Origin of the sequence: Paenibacillus physcomitrellae (assembly GCF_002240225.1) — a bacterium.
Lineage (GTDB): Bacteria > Bacillota > Bacilli > Paenibacillales > Paenibacillaceae > Fontibacillus > Fontibacillus physcomitrellae.
Genome location: NZ_CP022584.1, coordinates 1962998 through 1980440, shown reverse-complemented (window position 1 = coordinate 1980440; position 17443 = coordinate 1962998). Strand labels below are relative to the sequence as shown.

Annotated in this window: 13 protein-coding genes and 1 other annotated feature; all 13 genes read left to right on the top strand. The window is 53.3% G+C overall.

The annotated features are described in order from the left end of the window. The first annotated feature begins 17 nt into the window (after positions 1-17). The 13 genes from yihA to murC all read left to right on the top strand — a co-directional run bounded on the left by yihA (position 18) and on the right by murC (position 17381). A complete protein-coding gene (gene yihA / locus CBE73_RS08980; protein ID WP_094093941.1) occupies positions 18-635 on the top strand; it encodes a ribosome biogenesis GTP-binding protein YihA/YsxC in 618 nt (205 codons plus the stop codon). Between the two features lie 243 nt (positions 636-878). Beyond that, positions 879-2261, top strand: coding sequence for a glutamyl-tRNA reductase (gene hemA, locus CBE73_RS08975; protein WP_094093940.1), 1383 nt, complete (start codon positions 879-881; stop codon positions 2259-2261). Positions 2262-2278: 17 nt separating this feature from the next. Further along, a complete protein-coding gene (ccsA, locus tag CBE73_RS08970; protein WP_094093939.1) occupies positions 2279-3103 on the top strand; it encodes a cytochrome c biogenesis protein CcsA in 825 nt (274 codons plus the stop codon). Between the two features lie 6 nt (positions 3104-3109). Then, entirely contained in the window at positions 3110-3760 is a 651-nt protein-coding gene (locus CBE73_RS08965) for a precorrin-2 dehydrogenase/sirohydrochlorin ferrochelatase family protein (RefSeq protein WP_094093938.1), read from the top strand. A 5-nt stretch (positions 3761-3765) separates the two neighbouring features. Further along, positions 3766-4719 (top strand): hydroxymethylbilane synthase, encoded by a 954-nt coding sequence (gene hemC / locus CBE73_RS08960; protein WP_094093937.1) that lies wholly within the window; start codon positions 3766-3768, stop codon positions 4717-4719. Between the two features lie 6 nt (positions 4720-4725). Continuing rightward, positions 4726-6270, top strand: a complete 1545-nt coding sequence (gene cobA / locus CBE73_RS08955; protein ID WP_094093936.1) for a uroporphyrinogen-III C-methyltransferase — start codon at positions 4726-4728, stop codon at positions 6268-6270. A gap of 18 nt (positions 6271-6288) precedes the next feature. Then, positions 6289-7290 carry a porphobilinogen synthase gene (gene hemB / locus CBE73_RS08950; protein ID WP_094093935.1) on the top strand — a complete coding sequence of 334 codons (1002 nt, stop codon included), beginning with the start codon at positions 6289-6291 and terminating at the stop codon, positions 7288-7290. 140 nt (positions 7291-7430) lie between these two features. Beyond that, complete coding sequence (gene hemL / locus CBE73_RS08945; RefSeq protein WP_094093934.1) at positions 7431-8732, top strand: glutamate-1-semialdehyde 2,1-aminomutase; 1302 nt, start codon at positions 7431-7433, stop codon at positions 8730-8732. Beyond that, positions 8732-9742 carry an RluA family pseudouridine synthase gene (locus CBE73_RS08940; protein WP_094093933.1) on the top strand — a complete coding sequence of 337 codons (1011 nt, stop codon included), beginning with the start codon at positions 8732-8734 and terminating at the stop codon, positions 9740-9742. Before hemL ends, CBE73_RS08940 begins: the two co-directional genes overlap by 1 nt. Before the next feature lie 138 nt (positions 9743-9880). After that, positions 9881-11500 carry a LysM peptidoglycan-binding domain-containing protein gene (locus CBE73_RS21905; protein WP_229752631.1) on the top strand — a complete coding sequence of 540 codons (1620 nt, stop codon included), beginning with the start codon at positions 9881-9883 and terminating at the stop codon, positions 11498-11500. A 74-nt stretch (positions 11501-11574) separates the two neighbouring features. Continuing rightward, positions 11575-11870, top strand: a binding site (T-box leader). A gap of 65 nt (positions 11871-11935) precedes the next feature. Beyond that, positions 11936-14608, top strand: coding sequence for a valine--tRNA ligase (locus CBE73_RS08925; RefSeq protein ID WP_094093932.1), 2673 nt, complete (start codon positions 11936-11938; stop codon positions 14606-14608). An 11-nt stretch (positions 14609-14619) separates the two neighbouring features. Then, complete coding sequence (locus CBE73_RS08920) at positions 14620-15993, top strand: bifunctional folylpolyglutamate synthase/dihydrofolate synthase (RefSeq protein ID WP_094093931.1); 1374 nt, start codon at positions 14620-14622, stop codon at positions 15991-15993. 5 nt (positions 15994-15998) lie between these two features. Further along, the gene (gene murC / locus CBE73_RS08915) at positions 15999-17381 is read left to right on the top strand and encodes a UDP-N-acetylmuramate--L-alanine ligase (protein ID WP_094093930.1); all 1383 of its coding nucleotides are present in this window, start codon (positions 15999-16001) and stop codon (positions 17379-17381) included. The last annotated feature ends 62 nt before the right edge of the window (positions 17382-17443 follow it).

Sequence of the window (17443 nt, the reverse complement as noted above, 5' to 3'; positions counted from 1 at the left end):
AGGAATTGTAGATAACGATGAAAGTAAACAAGGCCGAATTTATTATTAGTGCGGTCCGGCCTGATCAGTATCCTGAAGACGCCTTGCCGGAAATCGCTCTGGCAGGGCGTTCGAATGTAGGCAAGTCTTCACTGATCAACCGGATGATCTCCCGCAAGAACCTGGCTCGTACAAGCTCGACGCCCGGTAAAACCCAGCATTTGAACTATTACCGGATTAATGACGATCTCTATTTCGTTGACGTGCCGGGGTACGGTTATGCCAAGGTCTCCAAGACGCTGCGGGCGGTCTGGGGCAAAATGATCGAGGACTACCTGCTGAGCCGGGGGCCGCTGAAGCTGGTTATCCAGGTCATCGACCTTCGACATCCTCCTTCCAAAGACGATATTCTGATGTATGACTGGCTGAAGGCGAATGGGCTGCCGGTCTGCGTCGTGGCAACGAAAGCGGACAAAATCCCTAAAAGCCGCTGGCAGAAGCATATCAAAATCGTCAGGCAGGACCTGCTCATGCGCGGAGACGATCCTTTTATCATGTTTTCTGCGGAAGAAGGGATCGGCAAAGACGAGCTGTGGGAAGTCATCAGCAGGTATGCCGGCGAACAGGATGAGCTTGAAGAGGAAGAAGAGAACTAAAAGCAAGAAACGTAAAATAACCGTGGATTTTTCTGAATCCAGGGTTATTTTTTTCATATACGGGCAACGATATTAACTGCTGCCGGGGCATGAGCCAGGCCGGTGGCTGCCTCTGAGTGTTCACTGACTTTTCATAAACATTTCATATTCGAATCGGGAAGCTTCCGACTTTGTGTGATATAATTAACATTGTTTGAGACACGGATTTTTACGTACTTTAAATTTAGGCAGGTGAAACTTACAATGCACGTTATGGCAGTTGGATTAAACTATCGCACTGCGCCGGTAGAGGTAAGGGAGAAATTTACTTTTGCAGATACGGATCTGCCCAAAGCGCTTGCGGAGTTAAAACAAATCAAAGGTGTATTGGAAGCTGTTCTTCTTGCCACCTGTAACCGTACTGAGTTTTATGTGGTTGTGGACAGGCTGCCGATGTGCGCCCATTTTATCCGCAGCTTTATGGAGCAGTGGTTTGGCGTTCAGCGGACCGAGTTCACGCAGCATTTATATATCTATGAAGAAGACCAGGCGATCGAGCATCTGTTCCGGGTAGCGGCGGGGCTTGATTCGATGGTTCTTGGTGAAACGCAGATTCTCGGCCAGGTCAAAAGCGCCTTTTTGATGGCGCAGCAGGAGAAAGCGACAGGAACCTTTTTTAATATGCTGTTTAAACAGGTCATTACATTGGGCAAGAGAGCCCATTCGGAAACATCGATCGGCGAAAGCGCGGTTTCGGTCAGCTATGCGGCTGTTGAACTGGGCAAGCGGATCTTTGGATCCTTTTCCGGTAAGAAAGTATTGATTCTCGGCGCCGGGAAAATGAGCGAGCTGACGGTTAAACATCTTTACGCGAATGGCGCAGACGAGGTGATCGTCGCGAACCGGACGATAGCGCGGGCGGAGGAGCTGGCTTCGAAGTTTAAAGGAACGCCATGTACGCTGGAGCAGGCGGCCGGCCGGCTTGCGGATGTTGATATCGTAATCAGCTCTACTGGCTCGGACAGTTATGTGCTGGAGTCGCCGCAGGTGTCAGCGGTTATGAAGAAACGGCCTTCGCGTCCTCTGTTCATGATTGACATTGCCGTGCCGCGCGATTTGGATCCGCAGATTTCGGATGTGTCTAATGTCTTCCTTTACGATATTGATGATTTGGAAGGGATTGTAGAAAGCAATCTGGAAATGCGGCGCACTGAAGCGGCCAAGATCGAAGTGATGATCGGACAGGAAATGGATGCTTTTGCCTTGTGGCTGCAGACTTTGGGGGTTAAACCCGTCATTCGCGCCCTGCAGCAGAAAGCGACGACGATTCACGAGGATACGCTGCAAAGCTTGTTTAACAAGCTGCCAGAGCTTGACGAACATCAGCGGACCGTGATCCGGCGTTTGACCCGAAGCATTGTCAATCAAATGATGTCTGACCCGATTAACCGAATTAAAGAAATGGCTGCCGAGAAGAACGGCAGTGACGCTTTGGATATGTTCAGCCAAATTTTTGCGCTGGAAGACCAGCTGCTTGAAGACGGCAAGAAGCCGTCCGAAGCAAAGGGAGCGGGAGAAGAACGCAGCGGACGAACCTCTTCGGCTCCGGGCAAGGTTACCTATCCTGTGGCACAGATGTCCGTATAAGGCGGTGAGCAGCCTTGATGCAGCTTGCGATCATTGATGATGCTGTAGTTTATATCTATGCCCTGAGCCTTCTGTTTTACGTCTCGAATTGCTTTTACCGCAATCCGGGAGCGAAACGGATGGGCGCAGGGCTTCTTGCATGTTCGTTGCTTTTGATGCTGGTTATTTTCGGGATCCGAATCATGGATGAAGGCCTGTCCGCGTTATTTTCAACCTACGATTATTTGCAGCTGGTGTCGCTTTGTTTGATGCTGGCCTCTATTATCCTTACTTTCCTGCCCCTGACGGAGCTGGCCGTGATGCTTGTCAGCCTCATTGGATTCGTTCTGCTTATAGCGAGCCGGCTGGGTTCCCCGGAAGGACAGCAGGCTTATGTTTCAGGATATACGCTTCACAGCCTGCTGACGCTTCACATTGTCTTGGCTGGAGTCAGCTTTGCGGCGTTGACGCTGGCAACAGTGCTGGCGGTATTGTATCTGTTTCTGCATCACCGGCTCAAAGAGAAGAAATGGGGCGATATTTTGCGACGCCTGCCTAGCCTTGAATCTCTGGACAGCTATATACCGGCCGCCGTATTGTGGGGTGTTTCCCTGCTGGCGGTCTCCCTGCTGATCGCGGGAGCTATCATGGTCCGGGAAGAGGATTGGGCAGGTTTCCTTGATTTCAAACTGGTGCTGACCTTTGCCGGCTTCGTTATTTATCTGCTTTATTTTGCTATTCGCAGACATAAGCGGGCAACGGGGGTATCGATGGCAAAATGGGTGCTGCTGGGTTATGCTGTACTTATTATGAATTTTCTGAGTAATTCGATCTCGGCATTGCATAGTTGGAACTGGAGGTAGCGGACGATGGCACACTATATTCCGATCATGCTGGATTGCGAAGGGCTGAAGGGCGTGATTATTGGCGGGGGACGGATTGCCGCGAGGAAAGCTGCCCCGCTGCTTGAAGGAGGAGCCGAGCTTACGGTAATCAGTCCGGCGCTTGGCTCCGAGCTTGAGCAGAAGCGGCAGGCAGGGCCAGGGCAAATAACCTGGATTAACCGGCTGTATGAGGCTGGTGATTTGAAAGGATCGGGGGCCGCGATCGTCTACGCTTGTACGCCCGATCCCATCGTTAACCGGAACGTTGCTGAAGAAGCAAGGGAATTGCATATTCCCGTCAATGTGGCGACGCGTTCCTCGGATGGCAGTTTTATTACGCCGACGGTGATCCGCCGCGGGGATCTCGTTCTATCGGTATCCGCGTCCGGAGCAAGTCCGGTGCTGGTTCGCAGCATTACCAATGAGCTGAACGAGCGTTTTGGAGAAGAATACGCATTGTACCTGGAGTTCTGGCGAACGGTCAGGGAGCGGGTGAAACGGCAGGTAGCAGATCCTGCAAGAAGGGTTTATCTGCTCAACAAATTAGGCGAACTGGATATATGGGAACAAATTAGGGCAGGAGAGTTTCGGGTCTGGTCTGAGGGACAAATAGATGAATGGATTGTGAAAGGATGAACAGCATGCGGACGATTGTAGTAGGAACCAGACAAAGCCAGCTGGCTTTAACCCAAACGGGACAGGTAATCGACGATTTGACCCGGATTTGCGAGAAGCACAATCTGCCTTTTCAGTTTGAAATCCGCAAAATCGTAACGAGAGGCGACCAGATTCTGGATGTGACTTTATCGAAAGTAGGCGGCAAGGGCCTGTTCGTCAAAGAAATTGAACAAGCCATGCTGGATAAGGAAATTGACATGGCTGTACACAGTATGAAGGATATGCCGGCCTGGCTTCCTGACGGATTAGTTAATGGAGCAGTTCCCCGCCGTGCGGACGTGCGGGATGCGCTGATCACCAAGCAGGAGGGCCTTACTTCTCTGATGGACTTGCCCAAGAACGCCAAAGTAGGCACCAGCAGCCTGCGCCGGGCAAGTCAGCTCAAGGCGGTCAGACCTGACTTCCAGATTGAATCGCTGCGCGGCAATATCGACTCCAGGCTCCGCAAGCTGGAGACGGAAGGATTCGATGCGATTATTTTGGCTGCTGCGGGACTTCAGCGGATGGGCTGGAGCGACCGGATCAGCTACTATTTGCCGGCGGATATCTGTATCCCGGCGGTAGGCCAAGGGGCGCTTGGCATTGAATGCCGGGAAGAGGATGAAGAGGTCCGCCGCCTGCTGTCGCTCTACAATGATCCGGCAACAGCGCTTACGGTTCAAGCTGAACGGCGTTTCCTGGCGGAGCTTAACGGAGGCTGCCAGATTCCGATCGGGGCTTTCGCCGAGCTGTCGGACTTTTCCGAAGATCCGGCTGCGCCGCTTCTGACTTTAACGGGCATGGTGGGTTCACCGGATGGAGGCCAGGTACTGAAAGAGATTAGCAGCGGAACCGATCCGGAGAAGCTTGGCAAGGAGGTAGCGGACAAATTAATCGCTCAAGGGGCAGGAGATATTCTGGCTGAAATTAGGAGATGATATCGGATGGCGGGGAAAGTATTTCTGGTAGGCGCGGGTCCGGGTGACGCGCGGCTGATTACCGTCAAGGGTTTGCAGTGCATCGAACAAGCTGATGTTGTGGTTTACGACCGGTTGGCCAACCCTTCGCTTCTGAACCGGATGAGACAAGGAGCGGACAAGATTTATGTCGGCAAGCTTCCCGACCGCCATACGCTCAAACAGGACGAGATCAACAGACTGTTGGTGGAGCTGGCTTCTCAGGGGAAAACGGTTGTTCGGTTAAAAGGCGGAGACCCTACGATTTTTGGCCGTGTAGGAGAAGAAGCCGGATTGCTTCGGCAGCACGGCATTCCGTTTGAAATCGTGCCAGGCGTTACCGCAGCTATTGCCGTTCCCGCGTATGCGGGTATCCCTGTTACACATCGGGAGCTGGCCTCCTCCTTATCGATTATTACCGGTCACGAAAGTCCTGATAAGCTGGATCATTCTATCAAATGGGACAAGGTTACGCAGGCTACCGGCACTTTGATCTTCATGATGGGCGTTGCCAAAATCGGCTATATCAGCAGGCAGCTTATCGAGCATGGACGTCCTCCTGAAACGCCTGTGGCGCTGATCCGCTGGGGCACAAGGGCGGAGCAGGAGACACTGATAGGAACCTTGGCGGATATTGAGCAAAAAGTTTCCGAAGCCGATTTCCAGCCGCCGGCTGTCATCGTCGTCGGGGAAGCGGTGCTGCAGCGTGAGGCGCTGAGCTGGGCGGAGCAGCTGCCGCTCTTCGGCAGGCGCGTGCTCGTGACGCGCTCCAGATCGCAAGCGAGCCAATTGGTGCGAAGAATCGAGGAGCTGGGCGGAGAGCCCTACGAATACCCGGTCATCGAAACCGTGATGCCGAAGGATGAGGAGACGCTTCAGCGTAACCGTCAGGCACTGGCAAAGCTTGATGACTTTGACTGGGTCTTTTTTACCAGTGCTAACGGCGTAGATTTCTTCTTCCGCCATCTGATCGAGGCCGGAGCCGATATCCGCTCTCTGCATAAGGCCCGGATTGCGGCCGTAGGGCCGGCGACCCGCGAAGCGTTAAAGGCCAAAGGCCTGATAGCCGAGGATCTGCCGGAGCGCTTCCAGGCCGAAGGTTTGGCTGAGCTGCTCGGCTCGGAATGGAAGCCGGGGCAGAAAGCGCTGCTGCCCCGCGGCAATCTGGCCCGCTCCTGGCTGCCCGAAACGCTGCTTGAGCGGGGCTTGGAAATAACCGAAATGAAGGTTTATGAAACGGTGCTGCCGGAAGCCAATGATGATGAACTGATTGCCCTCCTGGAGGAGGGAGGCATTCATATGATTCCTTTTACAAGCTCTTCTACCGTAACGAATTTGATCGCGATGCTTCGCCGGATGGGGCTTTCTGATCCTACAGCTGTTTTAAATAAGTCGGTTATCGCCTGCATCGGGCCCGTGACGGCCCAAACGGCGGAAGCGGCAGGCCTCAGGGTCACCGCTATGGCCAAAGAATCTACCCTTGATAGTCTAACTGAGCTATTGTGCGAGTTAAACCACCTACACAGAGATTAAACGAAGGAGTGTTACAGCATGTCTTTTCCAATTGTACGTCACCGGCGCTTGCGCCAATCCGCAAATATACGCAGTCTGGTTCGGGAAACGGTACTGACGGTGGATGATTTTATCCAGCCGATCTTTGTCGCTTACGGAACGGGAGTCAAGAAGGAAATTCCGTCCATGCCGGGCGTGTACCATTTCTCTTTGGATACGCTGGAGCAGGAAGTTAAGGAAATTGTGGAGCTTGGCATCAAAGCCGTGCTGTTATTCGGCATTCCCGAAACGAAGGACGCGATCGGCAGTTCCGGTTTCGCTGAAGACGGTATTGTTCAGGAAGCTACTCGGGTCATCAAAAAGCTTTATCCGGACCTGCTTGTCGTGGCCGATACCTGTCTTTGCGAGTTCACCGATCACGGACACTGCGGCATGGTTCATACCTATGAACGTGACGGACATGTATGCGGCGACGTTATGAACGACGAGTCCCTGGAGCTGTTGGCCCGGACAGCCGTATCTCAAGCTCGTGCCGGCGCAGACATCATCGCGCCTTCCAATATGATGGACGGTTTTGTGCAGGCTATTCGGGCAGCGCTTGATGAAAATGGTTTCTCCCATATTCCGATTATGTCTTATTCCGTGAAATATGCTTCGGCTTTCTACGGTCCTTTCCGCGATGCCGCGGATTCAGCGCCGCAGTTCGGCGACCGCAAAACCTACCAAATGGATCCGGCCAATGTACGCGAAGCGCTGCGTGAAGCGGAATCCGATGTGCTGGAGGGTGCCGATATGCTGATGGTCAAACCGGCGCTGGCTTTTATGGATGTCATTCGCCTTGTTCGAGATCAGTTTGATCTGCCTCTTGTTGCTTACAATGTGAGCGGGGAATATTCCATGGTGAAAGCGGCCGCTCAACAGGGCTGGATCAATGAACAGGCTATTGTGACAGAGATGCTGCTGGGCATGAAACGCGCCGGCGCGGATATGATCATCACTTATTTCTCCAAAGATATGGCCCGCTGGCTGCGTGAGGCTTAAGCTGAGTTCTGGCAGCTGGACAACCTGCCTGTAAGAATTCTGCAATAAGGGTAAAGATAAATAGGATAAGCAAGAAGGCAGAAGCCCTGAAGAACAGGACCGCTCTCTGCCTTCCTTACATATAACAAGGAGTGAATATCATGACTACAAACCAACCCAAACGGCGCGACGATAAATCCAGAGCAGCCTTTGAAGAAGCCAAACAGTATATTCCCGGCGGGGTGAACAGCCCGGTTCGCGCCTTTAAATCGGTGGGACTTACGCCGATTTACGCCGATCATGGCCAAGGCTCGAGAATCTATGATATCGACGGCAATTCCTTTATCGATTATGTAGGCTCCTGGGGTCCGCTGATCATGGGACATGCCCATCCGGAAGTCGTTAACGCGCTGCAGGAGACGGCAGCCAAAGGCACCAGCTTCGGCATGCCTACCTTGCTGGAAACCGAGATGGCCAAGCTGGTAGCCGAACGTGTGCCTTCCATTGATATTGTGCGTATGGTCAACTCGGGAACAGAAGCGACGATGAGCGCGATTCGTCTGGCCCGCGGTTACACAGGCCGCAGCAAAATCCTCAAGTTTGAAGGCTCTTATCACGGCCATGCGGACAGCCTGCTGATCAAAGCGGGCTCGGGTGTTGCGACCTTGGGACTGCCGGACAGCCCTGGCGTTCCGGAAGGGGTGGCGGCCAATACGATTACTGTGCCTTATAACGATATTGAAACGGTTAAGCTGGCATTCGAGAAATTTGGTGAAGAAATTGCCGGCGTGATCGTTGAGCCTGTAGCCGGCAATATGGGGGTCGTGCCTCCGCTGCCTGGTTTCCTGGAGGGCTTGCGCAGCGTGACCGAGCAGTATGGCAGCGTGCTGATTTTTGACGAGGTTATGACCGGCTTCCGCGTGGGGCTGAACTGTGCTCAGGGACGATTTGGGATTACGCCCGATTTGACCTGCCTTGGCAAGGTGATTGGCGGAGGGCTTCCGGTAGGCGCTTACGGCGGCAAACGGGAAATTATGGAGAAAATGGCGCCTACGGGCCCGATCTATCAGGCCGGAACGTTAAGTGGGAACCCGCTGGCCATGACGGCCGGCTTCACGACCTTGTCGCTGCTGACGCCTGAGGTTTATGAGCGGCTTGAAACCCTTTCGGCACGCCTTCAGGCAGGTTTTGAGCAAAATGCGCAGGAGCGCGGCATTCCGTGCACGATCAACCGTGTAGGCTCAATGGTTTGCCCATTTTTTACAAACGAAAAGGTCATCAACTTCGACACAGCCAGAACCAGCGATTTTGATTTGTTCCGCCGTTATTTCGCCGCTATGGTGGATGAAGGCGTCAGCGTAGCGCCTTCGCAATTCGAAGGCATGTTCGTTTCGGGCGTGCATACGGAAGCCGATATCGACGACACGATTGAAGCCCAACGCCGTGCGCTGCAGCGGTTGTGATGAAGCTTGGAGTCGGTATACGCCGTGGAGAGTGGCTTGAGCTGACTCCCGGCAAGGCGCTGAAAGGCGCCGAAGATAAAAGAGCTGCGGCGGCCGAATGGCTGGCGAACGAAGCCGGCATGCCGGAGAAGCTGCTAAGGCGCCTGATCGCGGAAGGAGAAATCAAACCGGCGGGGGACCGCCTGAGGGTGAGAGTGTTTCCCGAGCGGGATTATGGCTTTGAGCCGATAGGAGAACCACCGGTGATTCTGTACGAGGACGATTATTGCCTGGTGGCCCATAAACCGGCCGGGATGAAGGTGCATCCGGATGGCGGCGAGCGGCAGGCGACCTTGGCGAATGCGATAGCGGCATATTACGAAGCAGCCGACGAACAAACGGCGGTCCGTCATATTCACCGGCTGGATGAATATACTTCTGGTCCGGTTCTCTATGCGAAAAATGACTGGGCCCAATTAAAGCTGGACGAAGCGATGTCGCTGAAGCAAATCGGGCGCACTTATTTGGCTTGGGTAGAGGGAGCGGTTGATCCTTCGCTGACCAGAATTGATGCTCCCATCGGCCGGGACCGTCATAACAGCCGCAGACAACGAGTAACGCCCGGCGGGAAATCCGCCGTAACGCATGTGGAGCTGCTGGAGACCTTCGAGGGTTCAGCCGGTTTTGGAACTGGATCAGTAACCGCCGGAACCAGAGCTGCAACTGGAACCGGATCGGCAACCGGAAATGGATTGGTAACCAGAACTGGAGCAACGGCTTCTCTGGTCCGCTTGAAGCTGGAAACCGGCAGGACCCATCAAATCCGGGTTCATATGGCTTACGCCGGTCACCCGCTGATCGGAGACAAGCTTTATGGTGCCAAAGAGAATCTGCTGGATTACCAGGCGCTGCACGGAGAAAAGCTCGAGTTCGCTCATCCGTTCACCGGCGAATGTATGGAGATTGCTGATCCCTGGCCGGAGGAGCTAGTCCGGCTGGACCGGAGACTGCACGGTGGAACCCGGAGTTAACTTTCAGGCCGGGACAAAAAGAATGGCATGCTCTCCTTTTTACGGCATATAGATAAAAACGAGCGATGATTGAACTTCGGTTGTAGGTTACAAGCGAAGAATCCCGTTTTGGCAAGCGTAAAAAGGAGGTATGTACCCTTGGCTGATCAGTCTTACGGTTTGAGGTTTGATATTTATGAACGTGTTCATTTATCGGCGGAAGAGGTCGGCATCGACGAATTGGAAGAAATCGAGCTTTACCCTAGGATCCAGGTCGTGTCCGGCGATGATTATGCGACCCTGCGGGGGCATTTGCTGCTGACAGGCCTCTACCGCGGGGAAGGCGAAAGCCGGGAGCTGTCCCACCTGATCCCGGTTGAAATTACGGTTCCGCTGAACCGGGTGAACCGCCTGGAGGACATCTCGGTTGAAATTGAAAATTTCGACGTGGACCTGTTGAATGAACGGAGCCTGAACGTGACCGGCGTGTTGTCCCTGCAAGGGATTGAAACAGCTGCCTTTGCTCCGGCTGCTCAGGACTGGAGCAGCCGGGAGTATACGGCATCCTACGTACAAGAGGATTTTAATCCCGGCAATGATCCGTGGATTCAGGCGGACGCCGCTTTCCTGCAACAGGAGCAGTCGTTTGAAGCTGAGCAGATTCAGGGGCGGGAGCAGCTACAGGAACAGGTACAGAAGGTACAACAGCAGGCCGAATTCCTGTCCGATTACGAGGCTCAGGTTGAACAGGAAGTAGCCAATGTATCTGGAGAAGCAGGAGCGAATGCAGAGGAGCAGCTAGGGGAGCAGGTGACAGGCGGAGCTTCCAATGAATCTTGGTTTGCGGCCGGCAGTCAGGAATCTGAGCGTTTCGGACAAGATGATACGGCCAATCAGTTTGCTCAAACCGATCATGAGAATCTGAACCCAGGTTTCGGAGTTGTTTCGTCCATCCCGGCCAGAGAGGAAGAGGCCGGCCTGCCAGGCAACAGCTTTGCTTCGTTAGCTACTCCTGAGCTGCAGCGGACAGAAGAGCAGCAGACTGCCTCTGACACATGGTTTAGTTTTGAAGACGGTCAAGCATCGGAGACCCAGGCTCCGGCTTTCTCGTCCGCGGATGAAGCTGTGCCGCGTGAACAAGCGGAGGTTCAGGTTTGGAACATCAGCAGCCAGCAGGCAGAGACGGCTGTACAATCGGCTTTCTCCAACATAGCCGACTCGGAGCCGGTACAGGCTGAAGAAACCCGGCATGAGGAACAGGCACCGGCTGCCTCAGAGGAATCCGAGAAGCAACCAGCTCCCGACAATCAGGTTCCTGCCGAAGAGAATTCGGCGATTGAGAATGCTCCGGGACCGGAGAATAGCCAGCTGCCGGAATCAGAGATTGATCAATTGGAGGAGAAACCTCAGGAGCTGAAGATTGCACTCGGCACCAAGAACAAGACTATTCCGGAGAAGGAGGGCCATTTCGGCTTCAGCCAGCTGCTGAATTCCTCCAAGGCACCAACCGTTTCGGAAGAAACGGAGATCCTTGTACCCGAGGAGCCTTCACCGGAATCGCTGCAGGCTGAACGGGAGGAACGGCAGTGGAAACAGGCCTTTATCTCTAATCTGAACGAGGAGACTCCTTTCAGGAAGGTACGGATGGTCATTGTTCAGCGAGAAGAGACCATCGACGAAATTGCCGATCGTTACAGTATGAGCGCTCGGGAGCTGCTGCTTCACAACCGGCTGTCGGAACAAACGATTGAGGAAGGCCAAGTGTTATATCTGCCTTGATATCCGCAAATCTTGTCAGGTTTCCGCGTCTCGGCATTGACTATAGGGAACAAGAAAGTTATGATGGACTATAGTCAAAGACGATGACCGGGAATAGTAGACGGTATGCCTTTCAGAGAGCGGAATTGTTTGCTGTGAGATTCCGCAGGACACAGCTGGCCGAAGTCGCCCGTTAGTTGCCTGTTTGAAGTCCTGACCACGTCAGGGTTAGATCAGGCCGGCTCGCATCCGTTAACCTGCGCTGAAGTGTCGTTTGAATCTGCCGGATTCTGCTTTGTCTTAACCTCGGTTGAAACTTAAAGCATGGCCGTTTGCCTATTCAATCGAAACAAAGGTGGTACCGCGAGAGATCAAGCCTTTCGTCCTTTGAGACGAAAGGCTTTTTTGTATTTCTACAACATTATCTTCGAAACATTCTAGGAGGGTAATCCAAACATGACTGAGGAACAAAAAACACCAGCCTCGGCGGAAATGCCGACAACTTATGAGCCGAAAGCGGCGGAGCAGAAATGGTACCGCTACTGGATGGACAATGAATTTTTTAAAGCAGGTCAGCGTATGGACGCTGAGCCGTACACGATCGTTATTCCCCCGCCAAACGTGACGGGTATGCTGCATATCGGCCATGCGCTGGATTTTACACTGCAGGATATTCTGGTTCGCACCAAACGCATGCAGGGTTATGATGCTTTGTGGCTTCCGGGCTCCGACCATGCAGGTATTGCAACTCAAACCAAAGTAGAGCAGAAGCTGCGTGAACAGGGCGTATCCCGCTATGATCTGGGACGCGAGAAATTCCTGGAGAAAGTATGGGAATGGAAAGACCAATACGCTGAAACCATTCATGAGCAGTGGGCTAAAATGGGCTTCTCCCTGGACTATTCACGCGAGCGTTTCACGCTGGATGAAGGCTTGTCGGCTGCGGTACGCGAAGTATTCGTTAAGCTGTATGAGAAGGGCCTGATTTACCGCGGCAAAAAGATCATCAACTGGGACCCGGCGGCGCGTACGGCGTTGTCCGATATTGAGGTTGAATATAAAGAAGTAACCGGTGCCTTGTACCACCTGCAATATCCGCTTAAAGACGGCAGCGGCTCTATTACTGTAGCTACTACCCGACCGGAGACGATGCTGGGTGATACAGCCGTAGCTGTACATCCGGAAGACGAACGCTACAAGGACATGATTGGCAAAACGCTGGTTTTGCCGATCATTGGCCGCGAAATTCCGATTATTGCTGACGAATACGTAGAGAAAGACTTCGGCAGCGGAGCGGTAAAAATTACGCCTGCGCACGATCCGAACGACTTTGAAGTCGGCCTGCGCCACAATCTGCCGCAAATCATCGTCATGGACGAATCCGGCACGATGAACGAAGAAGCCGGCAGATACCAAGGGCTGGACCGTGCTGTTGCGCGCAAGCAAATCGTCAATGACCTGAAGGAACAAGGCGTTCTGATCCGCATTGAGGAGCATGTGCACCAGGTCGGCCACAGCGAACGCTCCGGCGCCGTTGTTGAGCCTTATTTGTCCACGCAATGGTTCGTGGCGATGCAGCCGCTGGCTGAAGCCGCCATCAACGCCCAGAAAGCCGGCGAAGGCGTCAACTTTGTGCCTGAACGGTTTGAAAGAACTTATCTGAACTGGATTGAAAATGTCCGCGACTGGTGTATTTCCCGCCAGCTGTGGTGGGGACATCGTATCCCGGCGTGGTATTCTAACGAAACCGGCGAATTTGTAGTGGCTAAGGACGAAGCGGAAGCTCGCGCCAAACTGGGCACCGACGACATCCGTCAGGACGAAGACGTGCTGGATACGTGGTTCAGTTCTGCGCTTTGGCCGTTCTCCACGCTTGGCTGGCCGGATGAGGATAACGAAGATTTCAAACGTTATTATCCGACGAACGTGCTTGTTACCGGCTACGACATCATTTATTTCTGGGTAGCCCGGATGATCTTCCAAGGCATCGAATTCACTGGAAAAATGCCGTTTAAAGACGTTCTGATGCACGGTCTCGTTCGCGACAGCGAAGGACGCAAAATGTCCAAATCGCTCGGCAACGGCGTAGATCCGCTTGAAGTCATCGAGAAATACGGCACGGACGCCATGCGTTATATGATCTCTACAAGCAGTACGCCTGGCCAGGATCTGCGTTTCCGCTGGGAGCGCGTAGAGCAGGCCCGCAACTTCGCCAACAAGATCTGGAACGCATCCCGCTTCGCGCTGATGAACCTGGAAGGCGTGACCGCCGAGCAAATCGATATTACCGGCGAACTCAGCACGGCTGACCGCTGGATTCTGCACCGCTTTAACGAGACTGCCAGAGACATTACCCGCCTGATCGACAGCTACGAGTTCGGGGAAACGGGCCGCTTGCTCTACAACTTTATCTGGGATGATCTGTGCGACTGGTACATCGAGTTCTCGAAATTGTCGCTGTACGGGGAAGATGCTGCAGCCAAAGCGAAAACACAGTCGGTGCTTGCTTATGTGCTTGACCGCACGCTGCGCATGATGCATCCGTTCATGCCGTTTATTACGGAGGAAATTTGGCAGCATCTGCCGCATGTCGGCGAAACGATCACACTGGCCGAATGGCCGAAATACGATGAGGTGCTTGCCGCTCCAGATGCAGTTCAGGAGATGAACCTGCTGATCGATATCATCCGCTCCGTACGGAATATCCGTGCCGAAGTGAACGTGCCGATGAGCAAAAAAGTCGAACTGCTGATCAAGCCGGCTTCCGCCGAGCTGCAAAGCATTATCGACAGCAATGCGCATTACATCCGCCGCTTCTGCAACACGTCTGAATTTGCTTCTTCCACGGCAGCTGAAGCTCCGGACAAAGCCATGACGGCCGTAGTAACCGGCGCCGAGCTTTATTTGCCGCTCGCGGGTCTGCTGGACATCAGCCAGGAAATCGCCCGTCTGGAGAAGGAACTTGATCACTTGAACAAAGAGGTTGAGCGTGTGGAGAAGAAGCTCAGCAATCAAGGATTTGTTTCCAAAGCCCCGGCTGCGGTTATTGAAGAAGAACGCGCCAAACAGAAGGATTATGCGGACAAACGCGATAAGGTGCTTGCCCGGATCGAAGAGCTGAAAGGGTAAGGTGAACTGCGATGAACGAGCGCGATGGGGAACAGCAAACGCCGCTGCGGACATACAGTGAAGCGGTGGATTGGATTAACGGCCTGATTCCATTTGGAATCCGGCCTGGTCTTGACCGGATTTATGCCCTGATGGAGCGGTTCGGCAATCCGCAGCGCCGCCTGAAGTTTATTCATGTGGCCGGAACGAATGGCAAGGGATCATCCTGCGCTTTCTTGACAAGCGTGCTTGTGGAGAGCGGCTACAGTGTGGGGACATACACGTCCCCTTATATCACAAAATTTACGAATCGTTTTCAGTATAACGGTGAAGATATACCAGAGAACGTTTTGCTGGAACTTTCCAACCGTCTTTATCCGGTAGTTCAGGAGCTGGCCGCGACGGAGATGGGCTCTCCGACTATGTTTGAGGTTTCTACAGCCTTGGCCATTCTTTATTATGCCGAAGTGTGTTACCCGGATGTGATCGTTTGGGAGACCGGACTCGGCGGACGGATGGATGTCACCAACATCGTAACGCCTATCGTTTCTCTTATTACGAACGTTGGTTACGATCATATGGACATTTTGGGAGATACGCTTGAGAAAATTGCAGGCGAGAAAGCCGGAATTATCAAACCGGGAGTTCCTGTCGTAAGCTGTGCCGAACAGCCGGAGGTGGTGCAGGTCATTAAAGCCGAAGCCGCCCGGAAAAATTCGACGTTATATCTGCTCGGCGAGCAGTTTAATTATAATCGCGGGGAATTAGGGGACGGGAAACAAACGATTACGTTCAAAGGTCCTTTCCGTGATATCACAGCTGAGATCGGGCTTCTCGGCGAACATCAATGCAAAAATGCGTCCGGCGTTCTGATGGTCCTTGAGGTTTTGCGCCAGTATATGGCCTTTATCCTCGATGACGAAGACGTGAACCGCGGGCTGCGGCAAACGGCCTGGGCCGGACGGCTGGAACTGGTAAGCAAGGAACCGCGGATCGTCCTGGACGGTGCGCATAATCCGGAGGGTGCGGAGTCGCTTGCCCGGTCTCTTCCAGAGATTTTCCAGTATGACAAACTTATTTTAATGATGGGCATGCTGTCCAACAAGCATCATCAGGGATACTTTAAGCATATATTACCGATAGTGGATACACTTATCCTTACCGAGCCGGATTTTCGCAGGAAGATGGACGCGGAGGCGTTGTTAAGCCTTGTTGAGGAATTGAAGGAAACGGCAGCGAAGCCGGATTTGGAAATCATCGTGGAACCCGATTGGAGAGCGGCTCTCGAGAAGCTGAAGTCGCAGACAAAGGCTGAGGATCTGGGAGTCGTATCCGGTACGCTGTATTTAATTTCTGATGTTCGGGCAGCGCTGCTGCATCAAACCGATTCTGAAAAAGGCTGGTGAATTCAATGTCAAACACGGTAACAGAACACGTTCATTTCATCGGGATCGGTGGCTATGGCATGAGTGCAATTGCACGGGTCATGCTGGAGATGGGCTATACCGTCACCGGCTCGGATGTCGCTTCCCAGGAGCTTACCGAGAAGCTTGCGGCCAAAGGGGCTAAAATTTATATCGGGCATACGGCCGAACAGGTTCATGGTGCCGATATGGTTGTATATTCAACGGCACTGCCGAAAGATAACGTAGAGCGGGTAGAAGCTCAGGAACAGGGGATTCCGATCCTGCACCGTTCCCAGATGCTGGCCCGTCTGCTGAATGAGCGCAGAGGCGTAGCCGTTGCCGGCGCGCACGGCAAAACGACCACTTCGTCGATGATCGCTTTGGTCATGGAAGAGTGCGGAACCGACCCGACTTATATTATTGGCGGAGAAATCATGAATATTGGGACAAACGCGAAAGCGGGCAAAGGCGAATATGTCGTGGCAGAGGCCGATGAAAGCGACGGCTCGTTCCTCCATTACTATCCTGCGCTTTCCGTTGTAACCAATATTGAAGCGGATCATTTAGAGAACTACGGCGGAGACTTCGGTCAGCTGAAGCAGGCCTACGTCCAGTTTCTGAATCAGACCAAATCCGATGGCAAAGCAGTAGTCTGCGGGGATGATGAGACGGTGCTGGAGCTGCTTCCGCAGGTTAAAGCCCATATTGTCACGTACGGCATCCACCGCGAATGCGATTATATGGCCAGCGACATTCAGTTGGGTGACCGCAAGGTCTCCTTTACGGTTAGCCATCATCAGCAGAAGCTGGGCACGGTTGAGCTGTCAGTGCCGGGTATCCATAATGTTTACAACGCTCTTGCAACGGTGATCGTCTGTCTGGAGGCAGGCATCAAGTTTGAAGCTATTGCGGGTGCCATCCATCATTTTAACGGAGCGAAACGCCGGTTTCAGGTGCTGGGCGAAGCCAGGGACATTTTAGTCATTGACGACTATGCCCACCATCCGACGGAGATCCAGGCTACAATCAGTGCTGCTAAAGCGACAGGCAAACGGATCGTAGCTGTCTTCCAGCCGCAGCGTTATACGCGGACGTTCTTCCTGCTGGACGCGTTCAGCAAGGCGTTTGCCGATGCGGATGAGGTAATCATTACCGACATCTATTCACCTGCCGGTGAGAAGCAGATTGAAGGGGTAAGCTCCTCCAAGCTGGTTGAGCTGATCAAGCAGAACAGCAATGCCGGTGCTCGTTATATTCCGAGCAAAGAGGAAGTGCTCGCCGATTTGGCGGGACGAGTACAGCCGGGTGACCTGGTGATTACAATGGGTGCAGGCGATATCTGGAAAGTCAGCTATGCTCTGGCCAAACAGGTTCGCGAAGCAGAATAACGATAAGCGGAATAAAGTTAAACGGACAACACCCCATCTACGGCAGCAGCCGCTAGCTGGGG